Source organism: Vibrio sp. ES.051 (assembly GCF_002563795.1).
Classification (GTDB): domain Bacteria; phylum Pseudomonadota; class Gammaproteobacteria; order Enterobacterales; family Vibrionaceae; genus Vibrio.
This window is the reverse complement of the sequence record NZ_PDJL01000004.1, coordinates 112,689-129,058: the sequence shown is the minus strand read 5'-3', so window position 1 is coordinate 129,058 and position 16,370 is coordinate 112,689. Positions and strand designations below refer to the sequence as shown.

Here is a 16,370-nt window from a genome sequence, read left to right as displayed (position 1 = left end):
CAAACTTAACTGGCGCTGCGCTCGGCGGTCAGTGCCAACTACGACTTCCTAATATTGAATTCTTTTGCTGATGCTTATTGAGGCAAAAATTGCGTGCCAATACTTTCACCAGCGAATAGCTGTACTAATTTTTCTGGGTAACGCCAGGTCGCGACTTCGATAGGACGACCAAGATCATTGGCCGCCTCCAAAGCAGCTTTAACTTTGACGATCATGCCGTCTGTGATCACCTGCCCTTTGATCAATGTATCGGCTTCTTGCTCAGATAGCGTTTTGATCAAATGCCCTTTGCCATCGAGTACGCCACTCACATCTGACAACAGCACCAATTCAGCATCGAGAGCACCTGCCACCGCGACTGCGGCTTGGTCTGCATTCACATTCATCATCTGGCCATCAGTGGTTAAACCAATAGAGCTGATAATTGGCAGTGCGCCTGTATTTAGTACCGCTTGTAATAGCGTTGAATCACCCGGTGATGCTTTACCTACCGCGCCGAGTTCTGGGTCAAGTTCTTCAACAAGACACAAACCACCATCCGCAAGACTAAGACCCACAGCATTGAGTCCATCTGCGATGGCTTGGCCTTGCAGTAACTTGTTTGCGGTACCTGCAAGCGCGCCTGCAATCACCGGAATTTGCTCATAAGGCGTCATGCGAAGACCGTTTTTCTTTACGGTTTCAAGCTGAAGCTTTGCCATCAACTCATCAACTAGGTAGCCACCGCCATGAACGATGGCGATTTGTCGCTGTGCCGATTTTTGGTAAGCCGCAATGGCACCAAACAGTTGGCTTAAGGTTTGAGTGCAAGATAGAGCTGCACCGCCTAGCTTAATGACTAAAGGAGCTTGATTGGTTTGCGTCATCGCATTTCCCTCTTTCAACGACTACAGCAACGCTGTCAGTTCTGGGTAACCATAATGAATATTGAGACATTGCATCGCTTGACTTGATGCACCTTTGAGTAGATTGTCGATGACTGAAATCACAATGATGTGTTCGCCTTGTACCTTCCAGCCGATATCGCAGAAAGGGGTATTTTCGACATCCTGAATACGTGGAATTCCATCGCCTTTTAAACGCACGGCAGGCTTTCCTAGATAAGCTTGTTCAAATGCTTGAGCGACTTGTTGCTCTGTAACGCCTGATGCTAACTTCATGGTGATCGTGGCAAGAATGCCGCGTTTAAAGTTGCCTAGGTGCGGAGTAAAAATTACATCGCAACCTAGGTGCTGAGCAATTTCTGGTTGGTGACGATGAGTAAATACACCATAAGGTTGCAAGCTCACTTCACAGAAACTGTTCACCATAGAGGCTTTACGCCCAGCTCCTGACGCGCCGCTGGTCGCATTAATCACGGGCCATTGATGGGTATCCACTAATGCATTTTCGAGTAGAGGTTTGATGGCTAACTGCGAAGCAGTCGGGTAGCAACCTGCTACAGCAACTAAGGGAGCCGTTTTAATTGATTCTTGGTTCCACTCTGCTAAGCCGTATGCAGCTTTATCTAACCAGTTATTATGTTGATGCTCGAAGCCATAAAAGGTGTGGTAAAAACCTTCACTTTGAACGCGGAATGCCCCCGATAAATCGAATACCTGACAGCCTGCCTCCAAGAAAGTTGGGGCGAGATCGTGGCTAACCTCGTGAGCCGTTGCTAAAAACACCACATCCGATTCTTGAGCGATTTGCAGTGGATCCGTCAGTGGCGAGACTGGCATATCAATGATGCCCGCTAACTTGCCGTGCAGCTGCGCAATATTCTTTCCGGCATCAACACTGTTGGCGGAAACGTATAAACCTGATAGCGTGAGTTGTGGGTGTTTATTAACCATTAACGCTAACTCTGCGCCGGTGTAACCGCTGGCTCCAATAATCGTGGTTTTTAGCATTGTGTGACATCCATATACTTAAAGGCTCAAATGACTATCCATATTTAATTTTCGCTTTATTTTGATTTTTTATTCATTAAATATGATTTAATATGTGTTTTACATTTTTGTGGTCTGTCTGTCAACAGGAGATTTGAACAATCCATGCAATTACCAACTTTTCTAGAGGTCTATGAAGGACTCATCAGCACCTCTTCTATCAGCTCCACGGATCCGAGCTGGGATCAGGGCAATGCAAAAGTCATCGAAAAACTCGCATCTTGGTTTAAAGATCTGGGTTTTAGCGTTGAAGTGGTCGAAGTCGAGCCAGGCAAGCACAATATGATCGCACGTATGGGAGAGGGTGAAGGCGGCCTTTTACTTGCTGGCCATAGTGATACCGTGCCATTCGATCAAGGACAGTGGAATTTTGATCCGCATAAACTGACGGAAAAAGACAACCGCTTTTACGGTTTAGGCACGGCAGACATGAAAGGCTTTTTTGCCTTTATTTATGAAGCCGTCAAAAAAGTCGACTGGAGCAAGCAGACCAAGCCGCTATATGTATTAGCCACTTGTGACGAAGAAACCACCATGTTGGGCGCACGACATTTCACCGTAAACGCCCCCTTTAAACCGGATTACTGCATTATTGGTGAGCCTACCAGCCTTGTACCAATTCGAGGTCATAAAGGGCATGTAGCAAATGCAATTCGGGTCACCGGTAAGTCAGGCCATTCATCCGATCCTGCACTTGGCGTGAACGCGATTGAGATCATGCATGAAGTGATGTTTGCCATGATGCAACTGCGCGATAAATTGGTGAAAGAATACCACCATCCGGGTTTTGCCATTCCAAGCCCTACCTTAAACCTTGGCCATATTCATGGTGGTGACAGCGCTAACCGTATTTGTGGTTGCTGTGAACTGCATTACGACGTGCGTCCACTACCTGGAATTAGCCTTGATGGACTAGAAAACATGTTGCGCGGCGCATTAAAAGAAGTCGAAGCCAAATGGCGAGGGCGTATCGAAGTTGTGCCGTTACATGAACCAATTCCGGGTTACGAATGCCAACATGACCACCCATTTATCGGTGGTGTTGAAGAGATCTGCCAAACCAGTTCAGAAACCGTGAATTACTGTACCGAGGCGCCCTTCTTACAACAGCTCTGTCCAACCTTAGTTCTCGGCCCGGGTTCAATTGACCAAGCCCACCAACCGAATGAGTTTCTCTCATTTGACTTTATCGACCCGACGATTGATGTGCTTTCAAAGGCGATGGTCAAGTATTGTTGTTAATGCGTGATTCAACCTAAAACTCTGTGCAGCTCGATTGAGCTGCATCTTTTTATCTTCACTATTTAGCGTTAGCCTTAACACTTGTTTAACTTGTTATTTTGTAATTAATTTTCACTTCTAGTTCTACCTTTGCCGTAAATTTGCTCTAAATCAGGAGACAGCGGAATAATTGCAAACTTAGTCTGCTTTATTTGACTATAACTGGTGCTTTTCGCTAGATTGGAGTCTTAACAAGGACAATGGATGTAGTTTTTTTACGAGGCAGGACGACAATGAACGAGAAATACGCCGCACTCAAAAGTAATGTGCGCATGTTAGGCCACTTATTGGGTAACACCATTCGCGATGCCCATGGCGAAGAAATCTTCGAGAAAGTGGAAACCATTCGTAAATTATCCAAATCAGCTCAAGCAGGAAATCAAGCAGACAGGGACAGCTTGATCGAAGAAATCAAACATTTACCTGATGAGCAGCTAACGCCCGTTACCCGTGCGTTTAACCAATTTCTAAATCTCACCAATATTGCTGAGCAATACCACACGATTTCACGCCATTGTGAAGAACACATTTGTGAACCAGACGCGATTAACTCGCTGTTTTCGAAACTGGTACAAAACGATGTGAGCAAGCTGGACACTGCGCAAGCCGTTCGTGATCTGAATATTGAATTGGTATTGACGGCTCACCCAACGGAAATCACGCGTCGCACGATGATCAACAAACTGGTCAAGATAAACGAGTGCTTATCAAAGTTGGAACTGAGTGATCTTTCTTCTAAAGAACGCAAGAAAACCGAGCGCCGTCTAGAGCAACTGATCGCGCAAAGTTGGCATTCAGACGTAATTCGACAACAACGACCTACTCCGCTGGATGAAGCAAAATGGGGGTTTGCGGTCGTTGAAAACTCACTATGGGAAGCGGTACCAGACTTCTTGCGTGAAATGCACGATCGCTTGAAACCATACTTGGGTGAAGGTTTACCAATTGATGCTCGCCCAGTGCATTTCTCTTCTTGGATGGGGGGTGATCGTGACGGCAACCCGTTCGTCACTCATAGCGTGACGCGTGAAGTATTGCTTCTGTCTCGTTGGAAAGCCGCGGATCTTTATCTCAATGACATCAACGAGTTGATCAGTGAACTGTCAATGACGGTTTCAAACGATCAAGTTCGTGAACTTGCTGGCGAAGATCAACACGAACCATACCGCGCTATCTTAAAACAGCTTCGTGCCCTATTGAATGAAACCAAAGATATTCTCGATGCTAAGATCCATGGTCAAAAACTGGCCATCAAAGCACCACTGCAAAAAGTCGAACAACTTTGGGAGCCTCTGTATGCCTGTTACCAGTCACTAAATGAATGTGGCATGGGCGTGATTGCCAACGGCTCACTACTGGATACATTACGCCGCGTAAAGGCGTTTGGTATTCATCTTGTTCGCCTTGATATCCGCCAAGAGAGCACGCGTCATTCAGACGTATTGTCTGAACTGACCCGCTACTTAGGCATTGGTGATTACGAGCAATGGAGCGAGCAAGATAAGATTGCTTTTCTAACCAATGAGCTCGCGTCTAAACGTCCGCTTCTGCCTCGTGATTGGGAACCGTCTGAACCAGTCAAAGAGGTCTTGGACACCTGCAAGATTATTGCAGCACAACCGCGTGAAGCGTTCGGTGCCTACGTTATTTCTATGGCACGCACTGCATCAGATGTGCTAGCGGTCCACCTACTTCTGCAAGAAGCAGGTTGCCCATATCGTATGGATGTTTGCCCGTTATTCGAGACGCTAGACGACTTGAACAATGCGGAATCGGTCATCAAACAGCTAATGAGTATCGACCTATACCGTGGCTTTATCCAAAACCACCAAATGGTCATGATTGGTTACTCTGACTCAGCGAAAGATGCGGGTGTCATGTCAGCTGGTTGGGCTCAGTACCATGCGATGGAATCGTTAGTTAAAGTGGCGGAAGAAGAAGGCGTAGAACTGACTTTATTCCACGGTCGTGGCGGTACGGTAGGTCGTGGTGGCGCGCCAGCGCATGCTGCGCTTCTGTCTCAACCACCAAAAAGCTTGAAAGGCGGCTTGCGTGTCACAGAGCAAGGCGAGATGATCCGCTTTAAACTGGGCCTCCCAGACGTCGCCGTAAACAGCTTTAACCTTTACGCGAGCGCGATTCTGGAAGCCAACCTATTGCCACCACCCGAGCCAAAACAAGAATGGCGCGATTTAATGGAAGTGCTATCAGAAGTGAGCTGCGAGTCTTACCGCAACGTGGTTCGTGGTGAGCCAGATTTTGTGCCTTACTTCCGTCAAGCGACACCAGAGCTCGAGCTCGGTAAGTTGCCACTTGGATCTCGTCCTGCAAAGCGTAATCCTAAGGGCGGGGTAGAAAGCTTACGTGCAATCCCGTGGATCTTCTCGTGGAGCCAAAACCGCTTGGTACTTCCTGCATGGCTAGGAGCGGGGGAAGCGATTCAATACTCGATCGATCAAGGCCACCAAGCGCTGCTCGAAGAAATGTGTCGCGAATGGCCGTTCTTCTCGACTCGCCTTGGCATGCTAGAAATGGTGTACTCGAAGTGCAATATCGATATCGCTCGCTATTATGATGAACGCTTGGTGGATGAATCACTAAGACCTCTGGGTGAAAAACTACGAGATCAACTACAAGAAGACATTAAAGCGGTGTTGAACGTAGAGAACAACGACAACCTGATGCAACATGACCCTTGGGGACTCGAATCCATTCGCCTGCGCAATATTTACGTTGAGCCATTGAACATGCTACAAGCCGAACTGCTCTATCGTACGCGTCAAACAGAAGAGGCTTCCGCCAACCTTGAAGAAGCCTTAATGGTGACGATTGCCGGTATCGCTGCCGGTATGCGTAACACTGGTTGATCACTTCATCTGTCATAAAAAGCTGAGCAGTCGCTCAGCTTTTTTTATATCTATAGATATTGATCCATAACTAGTCAATCTTATATTCTACAAAGGAACCATAAAATACCAACAAATAAGTATAAAACACCACAAATCCACATTATTGATTATTATATTAGTTTTTAAGGGTAATTTTGTCCTACTATTCCACTTCATGCTTATTATTTATATACTACCTGCCTGCTGAGAGCGCATAAATCCAATCATACCAGCTCCAGCCTTGATGGGACTCCCCATCTCTCTAGGTGATAAACGGCTTTAAGGTGACAGGACCAACATTGTTGGTGCTACTTATTAGATTAAAAAATCAAGTGCCATTAAGAGCGCAACTGAAAGTATAAGTAGCTTGTTTACAAGTTTATTGACCATTTGGATTGAAGACATGTCATTACCACACGTAATCTTAACTGTTCTTAGCACTCGCGATGCAACCGGTTATGATATCACTAAAGAGTTCTCTGCTAGCATCGGTTACTTCTGGAAAGCAAGCCACCAACAAGTATACCGTGAGCTTAATAAAATGGCCGAGAACGCGCTGGTTACTTGCGTACTAGAACCCCAAGAAGGCAAACCAGACCGCAAGGTTTACTCCATTACAGATGCTGGCCGTAGCGCTCTGGGAGAATGGTTTGACCAACCCACAGCACATCCAACCGTCCGTGACGAATTTTCAGCTAAGCTGATCGCTTGTGCCGTGCAACCTGCCGCGCCTTTCCGTGATCAGCTTGCCGAACTCGTTGAAGAATCACGTAAGCTGGTTTCTCACTACAAAGAGATTGAAGCCGCTTACTACGCAACACCTTCAACACTTGATAAACAGGCACGTCTAGAGCGTCTAACGCTGCGTCGTAACTTATTGCTACGTGAAGCGTGGATTACTTGGGCGGAAGAAGTGCTGACAGAACTTGAAGTGATCGGTTAATTCCTGTCACTAACAGTTAAATAAAAAGGCTTGCCAATCGGCAAGCCTTTTTATTTCTCGCTTTAGATGACGCACTAACCGCGACTTACGGGCGTACACCTAACGTGTGACACAATGCGTAAGTCATCTCAGCGCGGTTTAGCGTATAAAAGTGGAAGTCTTTCACGCCTTCACGACTTAACACACGCACCATATCAATCGCCTGGCTGGCACCAACCAGTTGTCGAGTCACTGGGTCATCATCTAAACCTTCAAATTGTTTACTCATCCAACCTGGCACTTTGACGTTATTCTGAGCCGCAAAACGAGAGGCTTGTTTAAAGTTGGAAACTGGCAGAATGCCGGGCACAATCTCCACATCAATACCAGCGGCCACACAGCGATCGCGGAAGCGAAGATAAGATTCTACGTCGAAAAAGAATTGAGTAATGGCACGGTTAGCACCCGCATCAACCTTACGTTTTAGATTCAATAAATCAGACTGAGCACTTTTGGCTTCAGGGTGCACTTCAGGAAAAGCCGCAACTGAAATATCAAAATCATGCCGCGACTTCAACAATGCCACGAGGTCTGAGGCATACATCTCAGGCGCACCGCCGCCAAGAGGAATATCACCACGCAATGCGACGATATTTTCAATGCCGTTATTCCAGTAATCATCGGCAATATCAATCAGCTCGTCACGTGTTGCATCAATACATGTTAAGTGTGGGGCCGCCACAAGGCCTGTGGTTGCTTTGATTTCTTTAATGATGGAATGTGTTCTATCACGCTCACCGGAGTTCGCCCCGTACGTAACAGAAACAAATTTAGGTTGAAGTGTTTGGAGACGAAGCACTGAGTTCCATAGCGTCTCTTCCATCTTGGCACTGCTTGGTGGAAAAAACTCAAAGGATACATTGATGTTATCTGATAACTCAGCGATATTTTGATTCAAGGCATCGATATGGCCTGCGTGCGTGTATCCCATCTTATTCTCTCTCCCTGTGGCGCTCCGCCACGAAAACAATTCCTTAAATCGACGTTTAGACGTCCATATGTCTACAGAGTGTCTTGAATACGATTTAATGTCAACCTTGTGAATATGAATTTTTCTCACGTTAATAATGAGGATAGTTCAAGTGGATACTGAATCATTCTTTCTCCATCGATTCCCAATAGCTTCATGATGTGATAACCATTAACCATGGCTGTTTTATGGCCACCTTGAAGTATTTGAGAGTCCGTTTTAATCGAATCTCTTTTAGATAATAAAAAACCCCGGAATCGAACCGAGGTTTTCAAATGAGAATTTCACAGAAGTTTAGAGTAAGCCAGCCAATCGATTAAGGTCTGACTGAATGGCCCCCGCCGTCACTGCTCGTCCAGCCCCTGGGCCACGAATAACCAGAGGGTTGTCTTTGTACCACTTACTCTCGATAGCGAAAATGTTATCGCAAGGCAGTAAGTTCGCGAGAGCGTGCTCGCGAGGAAGTGCTTCCACTCCCACCGTTGCTTTACCATTCTTTTCTAAGCGTGCCACATAACGCAAAACCTGATCATTTTTCTGAGCCTTGACCAGACGTTCTTGGAGTATTTCACTCAATAAGACGCCACTATCAAAGAACTCATCTAAGCTAAGCGGTCGTAACGCTTCTGGTACCAAAGATTCCACTTTCACACTGTCTGGCTCAATCGTCAGGCCTGATTCTCGTGCTAAAATCACGAGCTTGCGCATCACATCGGAACCATCTAAATCAGAACGGGGATCCGGCTCAGTTAGTCCCTGCTGCCAGGCAAGATCCACCAGCTCATGAAACGGCACAGAGCCGTCAAACTGTTGAAATAGCCACGATAAGGTTCCAGAAAAAATCCCCGATAGCGCCACGATTTCATCTCCGCTTTCACGCAGGTCACGAACGGTATGATTAATTGGTAACCCAGCGCCAACGGTAGCATTGTAAAGCCAGTAGCGTCCTATCTTAGCGAATGCATCTTGAACCTGATGGTAATAATGGCTATCAGCTGAGCCGGCCACCTTGTTAGCCGATATTAAATGAACGCCTTGCTGCGCAATTTCAACGTAACGTAGAGCCAACTCTTGACTTGCGGTCACATCCAGCACAACGGCTTCATCGTAGTTTTGTAGCGCGCCAAGGCGAGTCAACCAGGAACCATCATTGGCGATACTCTCATCTTTAAATCGTGCAGAGACATTCCTTGCGTCAATCCCCTGCTCATCAAACCAATACATTTGGCTATCGACAACTGCAACCAAATCAAAACTCATACCGTGACGTTTAGTCAGCTCATTTTTTTGACTCGCAAATAAGTTCAGCCAGCTCGAACCAATATTGCCTTTACCACACAAGGCAACAGCTACACGCTTATGCGCTTGAAATAGTTGACTGTGAATGGTTTGAACCAGAGCCTCAGTATCAGTGCGGCGCAATACCGCGACTAAACTCAAACCCGATTCAGACTCAGAGATAAATTCTATTGGCGCGTGTTTTAGCTTCTGATAAAAACCAAAACAGTGGTTAGCATTTTTCGTCACACCTGCGCCTACGGCAGCTAACAATGAGTAGCCTTCTTTCAGTTTAATTTCCGCTTCCACGGCAAGCTCTTGAAGGTACTTCAGCACCCCCCCGGCAATTTCAGAAGTGTACGCCAAGCGCAAGGTATGCTGATCGGCCTGAACTTCAAAAGCCAATGGCTCTAATTGAGCACGCTGCAATACTTGCCGTACATCGCTTTGCGTTTTTTCAAAATCGTGACCATGAAAGAAAGACAGCTGTATCAATAAAACGTCATCAAGCGACGTAATGATTTTGGCACCACGCCCAGAGGCTAATACGCGCTCAATACGCGTGGAGCCAGCCTCTGATTGATAACTACATTTTAGATTAAGATCCATCGTGCTTTGCGCTACAGGTTGAAGCGTACGGCTGTGTAATACAGGGGCGGCTAGACGAGCAAGCTCGCTGGCCTCATCCAATCTTAGCCAAGGCAATAAGCAAGCATCAGCAACCAGTCGAGGGTCTGCGCTGTACACGCCAGCAACGTCACTCCAAATAGTCACAGTGCTGACATCAGCAAGCGCACCAATAACCGTCGCAGAATAGTCTGATCCATTACGACCCAGCAGAACGGTTTCTCCAGCGTCATTCTGCGCCATAAAACCCGTGATCACGACGCGTTTATGATTGTGTTGTGCTAACGCTTGCTTGATCAAGGGGGATGAACGAACACGATCGACTTCTGGCTGAGTCGCCGCTTCGGCACGCAAAAACGTTCTCGCGTCTTGCACAACGGCTGGCAACGAATGCTGCGACAATAGTACGGCTAAAAGACGCGCGGACCATACCTCTCCATGTCCTAATACCGCTGCTTTTTGTGCTTCAGTCAAAGGCGCGACTAACTCAGACAAAGTACTGAATTCATCTTGTAAAGAAGCCAGTAACTGCTCTTTTGCTTCACCTTCTAACAAGGCGGCTATCAGTCCTGTTTGGAATTCCCTTAAACTTTGAAGTGCCTCATGAGCAAGTCGACCATCTCTGTCCAAGCCTTCGAGAAACTCAATCAGCCGATTGGTGGTTTGCCCAGCAGCAGACACCACCACGAGATCATTTTCTATCGAATGCTCTTTAAGAATATCCACGACACGTAAGTAACATTGAGGGTTGGCTAAGCTGCTGCCACCAAATTTATGTAGCTGACGCTGTACAGTCATGATTATTGTCTCCTATTGCTGGGCAGCTTTAGTGAAGGCCTGTTCTAAATCGTCGATCAAGTCTTGCACATCTTCTAAGCCAACAGATAGGCGCAACAACTGGTGTGAAATCCCCGCTTCGGCCAGAGCTTTCTCTCCCATGGCCCGATGAGTCATCGAGGCAGGATGGCAAATTAAACTTTCGACTCCACCTAATGATTCTGCAAGTGAAAATAATTGCAGCTCTTTCACAAAGACTTTCAATTGTTCAAACGATCCTGAAAATTCAAAGCTCAGCATAGAACCAAAACCAGACTGCTGCTTTTTAGCGATAGCATGACCCGCGTGATCTGGGAGACTTGGGTGATAAATGGCTTTGACCAATCTCTGCGACTGCAGATAAGTAAGTACCTGTTGTGAGCTCTCTTCATGCACTCGCATACGAGCACCAAGCGTACGAATGCCTCGCAGCGTCATATAACTATCAAAAGGCGTTCCCGTTGCACCAATGCAATTGCCCCACCATGCAAGCTCTTCCGCATGTGCTTCTGTTTTGGTAATGATCACGCCACCAATCACATCCGAATGACCATTGATGTATTTTGTGGTTGAGTGAATCACGAAGTCTGCCCCCAGCTCCAACGGTTTTTGATATATCGGAGTCAAGAAAGTGTTGTCGACAGCGACAAGTGCGCCAACTTGCTTGGCTTTTTCACATACTTCAGCAATATCGACCACGCGAACAAGCGGATTTGATGGCGTTTCTAATAGGATCAGCTTTGGTTTGAGCTGCAACGCGGCATCCAGTGCCTGTTTATCGGATTGGTCAATAAACTGCACTTTAAAATCACCTTTTTTTGCTCGGGTATTGAATAGACGATAAGACCCACCGTAGCAATCATGCGGAGCAATGAGCAGATCATCGGGCCCAAGAAAGGCAGAAACCCATAAATTTAACGCAGAGGTACCACAGTTCGTCACGACCGCACCTTGGCCAGACTCTAATTCAGATAGCGCACTTTCTAATAACCCACGATTAGGGTTACCAGATCGGGTGTAATCATATTTAGGGACCTCACCAAAAGCGGGAAAACCGTAATTAGTGGAAAGATAAATAGGTGGAACGACAGCGTGATATTGGCTGTCTGATTCAATACCAGTGCGGACTGCAATGGTCGCAGGTTTGCGAGTGCTCATGGGTGTATCCTTTCACGGGTGATGACTTCTAAACAGGAATGCGCTATATCTGACTCGTGGATTCCAAATGATTCACACGCTTCCTCTACTGTTCTATTCACTTTACTCGTCAAAAAATAAGACGTCAACACTTCTAGACGTCCATATGTCTTTGCTTATGGCGGTAAATGCAGCTAAAATCAGCACCTAGATTATTTTAACCGATTACATAGATGAAGGTGCGCAATGGCTGACTGGAATGGCGAATACATTAGCCCATATGCCGAGCACGGTAAAAAAAGTGAACAAGTAAAAAAAATTACCGTCTCTATCCCGTTAAAAGTTTTAAAAGTACTAACTGATGAGCGTACTCGCCGTCAAATCAACAACTTACGCCATGCAACCAATAGCGAATTACTATGCGAAGCATTTTTACACGCGTACACTGGCCAGCCACTTCCAACAGATGAGGATCTTCGTAAAGATCGCCCTGATGATATTCCGGCTGAAGTAAAAGCGCTGATGACGGAGATGGGTATCGAGTTTGAGTCGTTTACCGAAGAGTAATCGTAAGTGGATTGATGTTGTCTTTAAGAGAACTCTTTCTCTGAGTATAGAAAAATGGGACGCTACGCGTCCCATTTTTTATGTATTAACCCGCGAAGGTTATTCCGCCATGTAATTTTCTGGCATATCAATACGAGCAACGCCAGATTCTACCGCTGCTTGAGCTACCGCTTTTGCTACTCGTGGGAGCAAGCGAGAGTCCATAGGCTTAGGAATGATGTAGTCTGAGCCAAACTCAAGCTTTTCAACCCCTGCCGCTTTAAGTACTGTTTCTGGTACCGGTTCTTTCGCCAGATGACGAATCGCTTCAATAGCGGCCAGTTTCATTTCATCATTAATTTCGCTTGCTCGAACATCAAGAGCACCACGGAATATGAATGGGAAACACAGCACGTTATTTACTTGGTTCGGATAATCACTACGTCCAGTTCCCATAATTAAATCATCACGAACGTCATGCGCAAGCTCAGGCTTAATTTCAGGCTCAGGGTTAGAACATGCAAATACAATCGGCTTGTCAGCCATTAATTTCAATGCTTCAGGTGAAAGTAGGTTCGGACCGGATACCCCAAGGAAAAGATCAGCCCCTTCAATGACATCTTCCAACGTACGCTTATCAGTGTTATTCGCGAACAACTGCTTGTATTCGTTTATGTCATCACGACGAGTATGAATCACGCCTTTACGATCTAGCATATAAATCTTTTCACGCATTGCACCACATTTGATCAGCAGTTCCATACATGCAACGGCCGCAGCCCCAGCGCCAAGACAAACGATCGTAGCGTCTTCTAGCTTCTTGCCTTGAAGCTCAATAGCATTCAGCATACCTGCCGCGGTTACAATTGCAGTACCGTGTTGGTCATCATGGAATACTGGTACATCACAACGCTCAATCAGGCGCTTTTCAATTTCAAAACAGTCTGGAGCCTTAATGTCCTCAAGATTGATACCACCAAATGTGTCTGCAATGTTTGCAACGGTATCCACGAATTCGTCAATGGTACGGTGCTTCACTTCAATATCAATCGAATCAAGGCCAGCAAATCGCTTAAATAATAGCGCTTTACCTTCCATCACGGGCTTAGATGCCAGTGGGCCAAGGTTACCTAAACCAAGGATAGCGGTGCCGTTAGAAATAACCGCAACCATATTGCCTTTGCCAGTGTATTTGTACGCATTGTCAGGATTTTGCGCAATTTCACGCACTGGTTCAGCAACACCAGGACTGTAAGCAAGCGCAAGATCGCCTGCTGTTTCAGCCGGTTTTGTCAGTTCGACAGCAATTTTTCCTGGGATTGGATAAGCATGGTAATCAAGGGCTTTTTGGCGGTGTTCTTCTTCTGGAGTGACTGCTTGGCGATTGTCTTCAGACATGGACGTTTCTCTTTGTTATTTTTAGGTAAGGGGGCATAAATTCTATCGAATAGAGCTTAATCTTCATAGGCAAGATCACGGGCAATATCCTTAAAGATTCGATAATAAAAGAGATTAGACCAAGTAATTACATTAAGCACCTGATTTTCTAGTCAGGCGCTCTTTCTCACACTAGAAAGTTGTACAACACAGATTACTCTTCATCTACGTACTGGGCTTGTAAGTAATTTTCAATGCCTGACATTTCAATCAAGCCAAGTTGAGTCTCTAACCAATCCACATGTTCTTCTTCGTCTTCGAGAATATCTTGGAATAGATCACGAGAGACATAGTCTCGAATGTCTTCAGCATAGGCAATCGCATCTTTCAAATCTGGGATCGCGGCCATCTCAAGTTTCAGGTCACACTCAATCATTTCTTTGGCGTCTTCACCGACCATTAACTTACCGAGATCTTGCAAATTTGGTAAGCCTTCTAGAAACAAAATCCGTTCAATCAGATGATCTGCGTGCTTCATTTCATCTATCGATTCGTGATATTCCTTATCGGCTAAGTGTTTCAACCCCCAGTCTTTATACATACGAGCATGAAGAAAGTACTGATTGATAGCGACTAGCTCGTTCCCGAGCACTTTGTTGAGATGCTGAATGATGATTGGATCGCCTTTCATGACAAAACCTCCTTTTGGCTTCATTTAAATGTAGAAGTAAATGAGAAGGTGTCAAAAGGCTCAGCTAATTATCACTGTTGTATAGCCACAGTCATTATCATTAGCTTGCTTGCTGTAATTTAAGTCCCGTATAACGAGTTTCAGTTTCCGCTAAAATGTCTTTAGCTTGTCTGATGCATTTACCACACTGGCTACCCAGTGCCGTACACTGCTTAATTCCTCGAATATCCGTTACGCCCTCATCTATCGCCAACTTCTTGATTTTCTTGTCAGAGACCCCATGGCAAAGACAAACGTACATAATTAAACCTGTAAAATGAACTGATGACAGTCAATATAAACAAGAATAGTTATTATTACCAGTCGCATTTTGTTAATTTTAAGAACAGTTCGTTATATTGATTTGCAAATAACGGTAAAAGATCAAACCGTTAGAAATAGAGACAGGAAAATAGATATGGAATAGAAATTAAGATTTTGTTTTATTTACAATAAATATAAAAATTTTTGTAATAATTCTTATAACTGAATGAAATTTTAGATATTAAAAAGGGAAGCCTAAGCTTCCCTTCTCTGATGCGCTTTCTTCAAAAAAGAAGAACAGTGCAAGATTTTGTTTAATTCGTTAAGAATTAGTCAAAGATCTTAGCAACAACACCAGCACCTACTGTACGGCCACCTTCACGGATCGCGAAACGTAGACCTTCGTCCATTGCGATTGGTGCGATTAGCTCAACAGTCATTTGTACGTTGTCACCAGGCATTACCATTTCTACGCCTTCTGGTAGCTGGATGTCACCAGTTACGTCAGTTGTACGGAAGTAGAACTGTGGACGGTAGCCTTTGAAGAATGGAGTGTGACGACCACCTTCATCTTTAGACAGTACGTATACTTCTGATTCGAACTTAGTGTGTGGGGTGATTGAACCAGGCTTAGCCAGTACTTGACCACGCTCTACGTCGTCACGCTTAGTACCACGTAGAAGTGCACCAACGTTTTCACCAGCACGGCCTTCGTCTAGAAGCTTACGGAACATCTCTACACCAGTACATGTTGTAGTCGTTGTTTCCTTGATACCTACGATAGCAACTTCGTCACCAACTCTTAGGATACCACGCTCAATACGACCCGTTACTACTGTACCACGACCTTGAATTGAGAATACGTCTTCGATAGGCATTAGGAATGGCTGATCTACTGCACGCTCTGGCTCTGGGATGTAAGAGTCTAGTGCTTCAGCTAGTTCAACGATTTTCGCTTCCCACTGCTCTTCGCCGTTTAGTGCGCCTAGTGCAGAACCTTGGATAACTGGTAGGTCATCACCTGGGAAATCGTACTCAGATAGAAGTTCACGAACTTCCATTTCTACTAGCTCTAGTAGCTCTTCATCATCAACCATGTCACATTTGTTCATGAATACGATGATGTATGGGATACCAACCTGACGGCCTAGTAGGATGTGCTCACGAGTTTGTGGCATTGGGCCATCTGTCGCAGCAACAACTAGGATACCACCGTCCATCTGTGCAGCACCGGTGATCATGTTTTTAACGTAGTCAGCGTGTCCTGGACAGTCAACGTGTGCGTAGTGACGAGTTGGAGTGTCGTACTCAACGTGAGACGTTGCGATAGTGATACCGCGCTCACGCTCTTCTGGAGCGTTATCGATAGAAGCAAAGTCTTTTGCAACACCGCCGTACACTTTAGCTAGAGTAGTACAGATTGCAGCAGTTAGAGTTGTTTTACCGTGGTCAACGTGGCCGATAGTACCAACGTTAACGTGCGGTTTCGTACGTTCAAATTTTTCTTTAGACACGATCGTGTTCCTTCCTAGTTATGATTCGC

General features: G+C 45.6%; 13 protein-coding genes. 4 read left to right on the top strand and 9 right to left on the bottom strand.

Features of this window, described 5'->3' with window-relative positions; translation table 11 throughout:
• Positions 1-74: 74 nt before the first annotated feature.
• A complete protein-coding gene (argB, locus tag ATG66_RS06925; protein WP_098414642.1) occupies positions 75-866 on the bottom strand; it encodes an acetylglutamate kinase in 792 nt (263 codons plus the stop codon).
• 21 nt (positions 867-887) lie between these two features.
• Positions 888-1,892 carry an N-acetyl-gamma-glutamyl-phosphate reductase gene (argC, locus tag ATG66_RS06920; RefSeq protein WP_098414641.1) on the bottom strand — a complete coding sequence of 335 codons (1,005 nt, stop codon included), beginning with the start codon at positions 1,890-1,892 and terminating at the stop codon, positions 888-890.
• A 144-nt stretch (positions 1,893-2,036) separates the two neighbouring features.
• Between argC and argE the strand changes: the two genes are divergently transcribed.
• From argE to ATG66_RS06905, 3 genes are all read left to right on the top strand, one after another.
• Positions 2,037-3,173: an acetylornithine deacetylase gene (argE, locus tag ATG66_RS06915; protein ID WP_098414640.1), complete on the top strand. Its 1,137-nt coding sequence runs from the start codon at positions 2,037-2,039 to the stop codon at positions 3,171-3,173.
• 272 nt (positions 3,174-3,445) lie between these two features.
• On the top strand, positions 3,446-6,079 hold the full coding sequence (ppc, locus tag ATG66_RS06910) for a phosphoenolpyruvate carboxylase (RefSeq protein WP_098414639.1): 2,634 nt from the start codon (positions 3,446-3,448) through the stop codon (positions 6,077-6,079).
• 424 nt (positions 6,080-6,503) lie between these two features.
• A complete protein-coding gene (locus ATG66_RS06905; RefSeq protein WP_098414638.1) occupies positions 6,504-7,043 on the top strand; it encodes a PadR family transcriptional regulator in 540 nt (179 codons plus the stop codon).
• An 85-nt stretch (positions 7,044-7,128) separates the two neighbouring features.
• On the opposite strand, the gene metF is transcribed toward ATG66_RS06905, so the two are convergent.
• The 3 genes from metF to ATG66_RS06890 all read right to left on the bottom strand — a co-directional run bounded on the left by metF (position 7,129) and on the right by ATG66_RS06890 (position 11,931).
• The gene (gene metF, locus ATG66_RS06900; RefSeq protein ID WP_098414637.1) at positions 7,129-8,013 is read right to left on the bottom strand and encodes a methylenetetrahydrofolate reductase; all 885 of its coding nucleotides are present in this window, start codon (positions 8,011-8,013) and stop codon (positions 7,129-7,131) included.
• Between the two features lie 333 nt (positions 8,014-8,346).
• On the bottom strand, positions 8,347-10,755 hold the full coding sequence (locus tag ATG66_RS06895) for a bifunctional aspartate kinase/homoserine dehydrogenase II (RefSeq protein ID WP_098414636.1): 2,409 nt from the start codon (positions 10,753-10,755) through the stop codon (positions 8,347-8,349).
• Positions 10,756-10,767: 12 nt separating this feature from the next.
• Positions 10,768-11,931: an O-succinylhomoserine (thiol)-lyase gene (locus ATG66_RS06890; protein WP_098414635.1), complete on the bottom strand. Its 1,164-nt coding sequence runs from the start codon at positions 11,929-11,931 to the stop codon at positions 10,768-10,770.
• Between the two features lie 225 nt (positions 11,932-12,156).
• On the opposite strand from ATG66_RS06890, the gene metJ reads away from it, so the two are divergent.
• Entirely contained in the window at positions 12,157-12,477 is a 321-nt protein-coding gene (metJ, locus tag ATG66_RS06885) for a met regulon transcriptional regulator MetJ (protein ID WP_098414634.1), read from the top strand.
• 99 nt (positions 12,478-12,576) lie between these two features.
• On the opposite strand, the gene ATG66_RS06880 is transcribed toward metJ, so the two are convergent.
• The 4 genes from ATG66_RS06880 to tuf all read right to left on the bottom strand — a co-directional run bounded on the left by ATG66_RS06880 (position 12,577) and on the right by tuf (position 16,341).
• A complete protein-coding gene (locus ATG66_RS06880; protein ID WP_098414633.1) occupies positions 12,577-13,854 on the bottom strand; it encodes a malic enzyme-like NAD(P)-binding protein in 1,278 nt (425 codons plus the stop codon).
• Positions 13,855-14,047: 193 nt separating this feature from the next.
• Positions 14,048-14,524: a bacterioferritin gene (gene bfr / locus ATG66_RS06875; protein WP_098414632.1), complete on the bottom strand. Its 477-nt coding sequence runs from the start codon at positions 14,522-14,524 to the stop codon at positions 14,048-14,050.
• 100 nt (positions 14,525-14,624) lie between these two features.
• Positions 14,625-14,825, bottom strand: a complete 201-nt coding sequence (locus ATG66_RS06870; RefSeq protein ID WP_098414631.1) for a (2Fe-2S)-binding protein — start codon at positions 14,823-14,825, stop codon at positions 14,625-14,627.
• A gap of 331 nt (positions 14,826-15,156) precedes the next feature.
• A complete protein-coding gene (gene tuf, locus ATG66_RS06865; protein WP_098413512.1) occupies positions 15,157-16,341 on the bottom strand; it encodes an elongation factor Tu in 1,185 nt (394 codons plus the stop codon).
• Between the last annotated feature and the right edge of the window lie 29 nt (positions 16,342-16,370).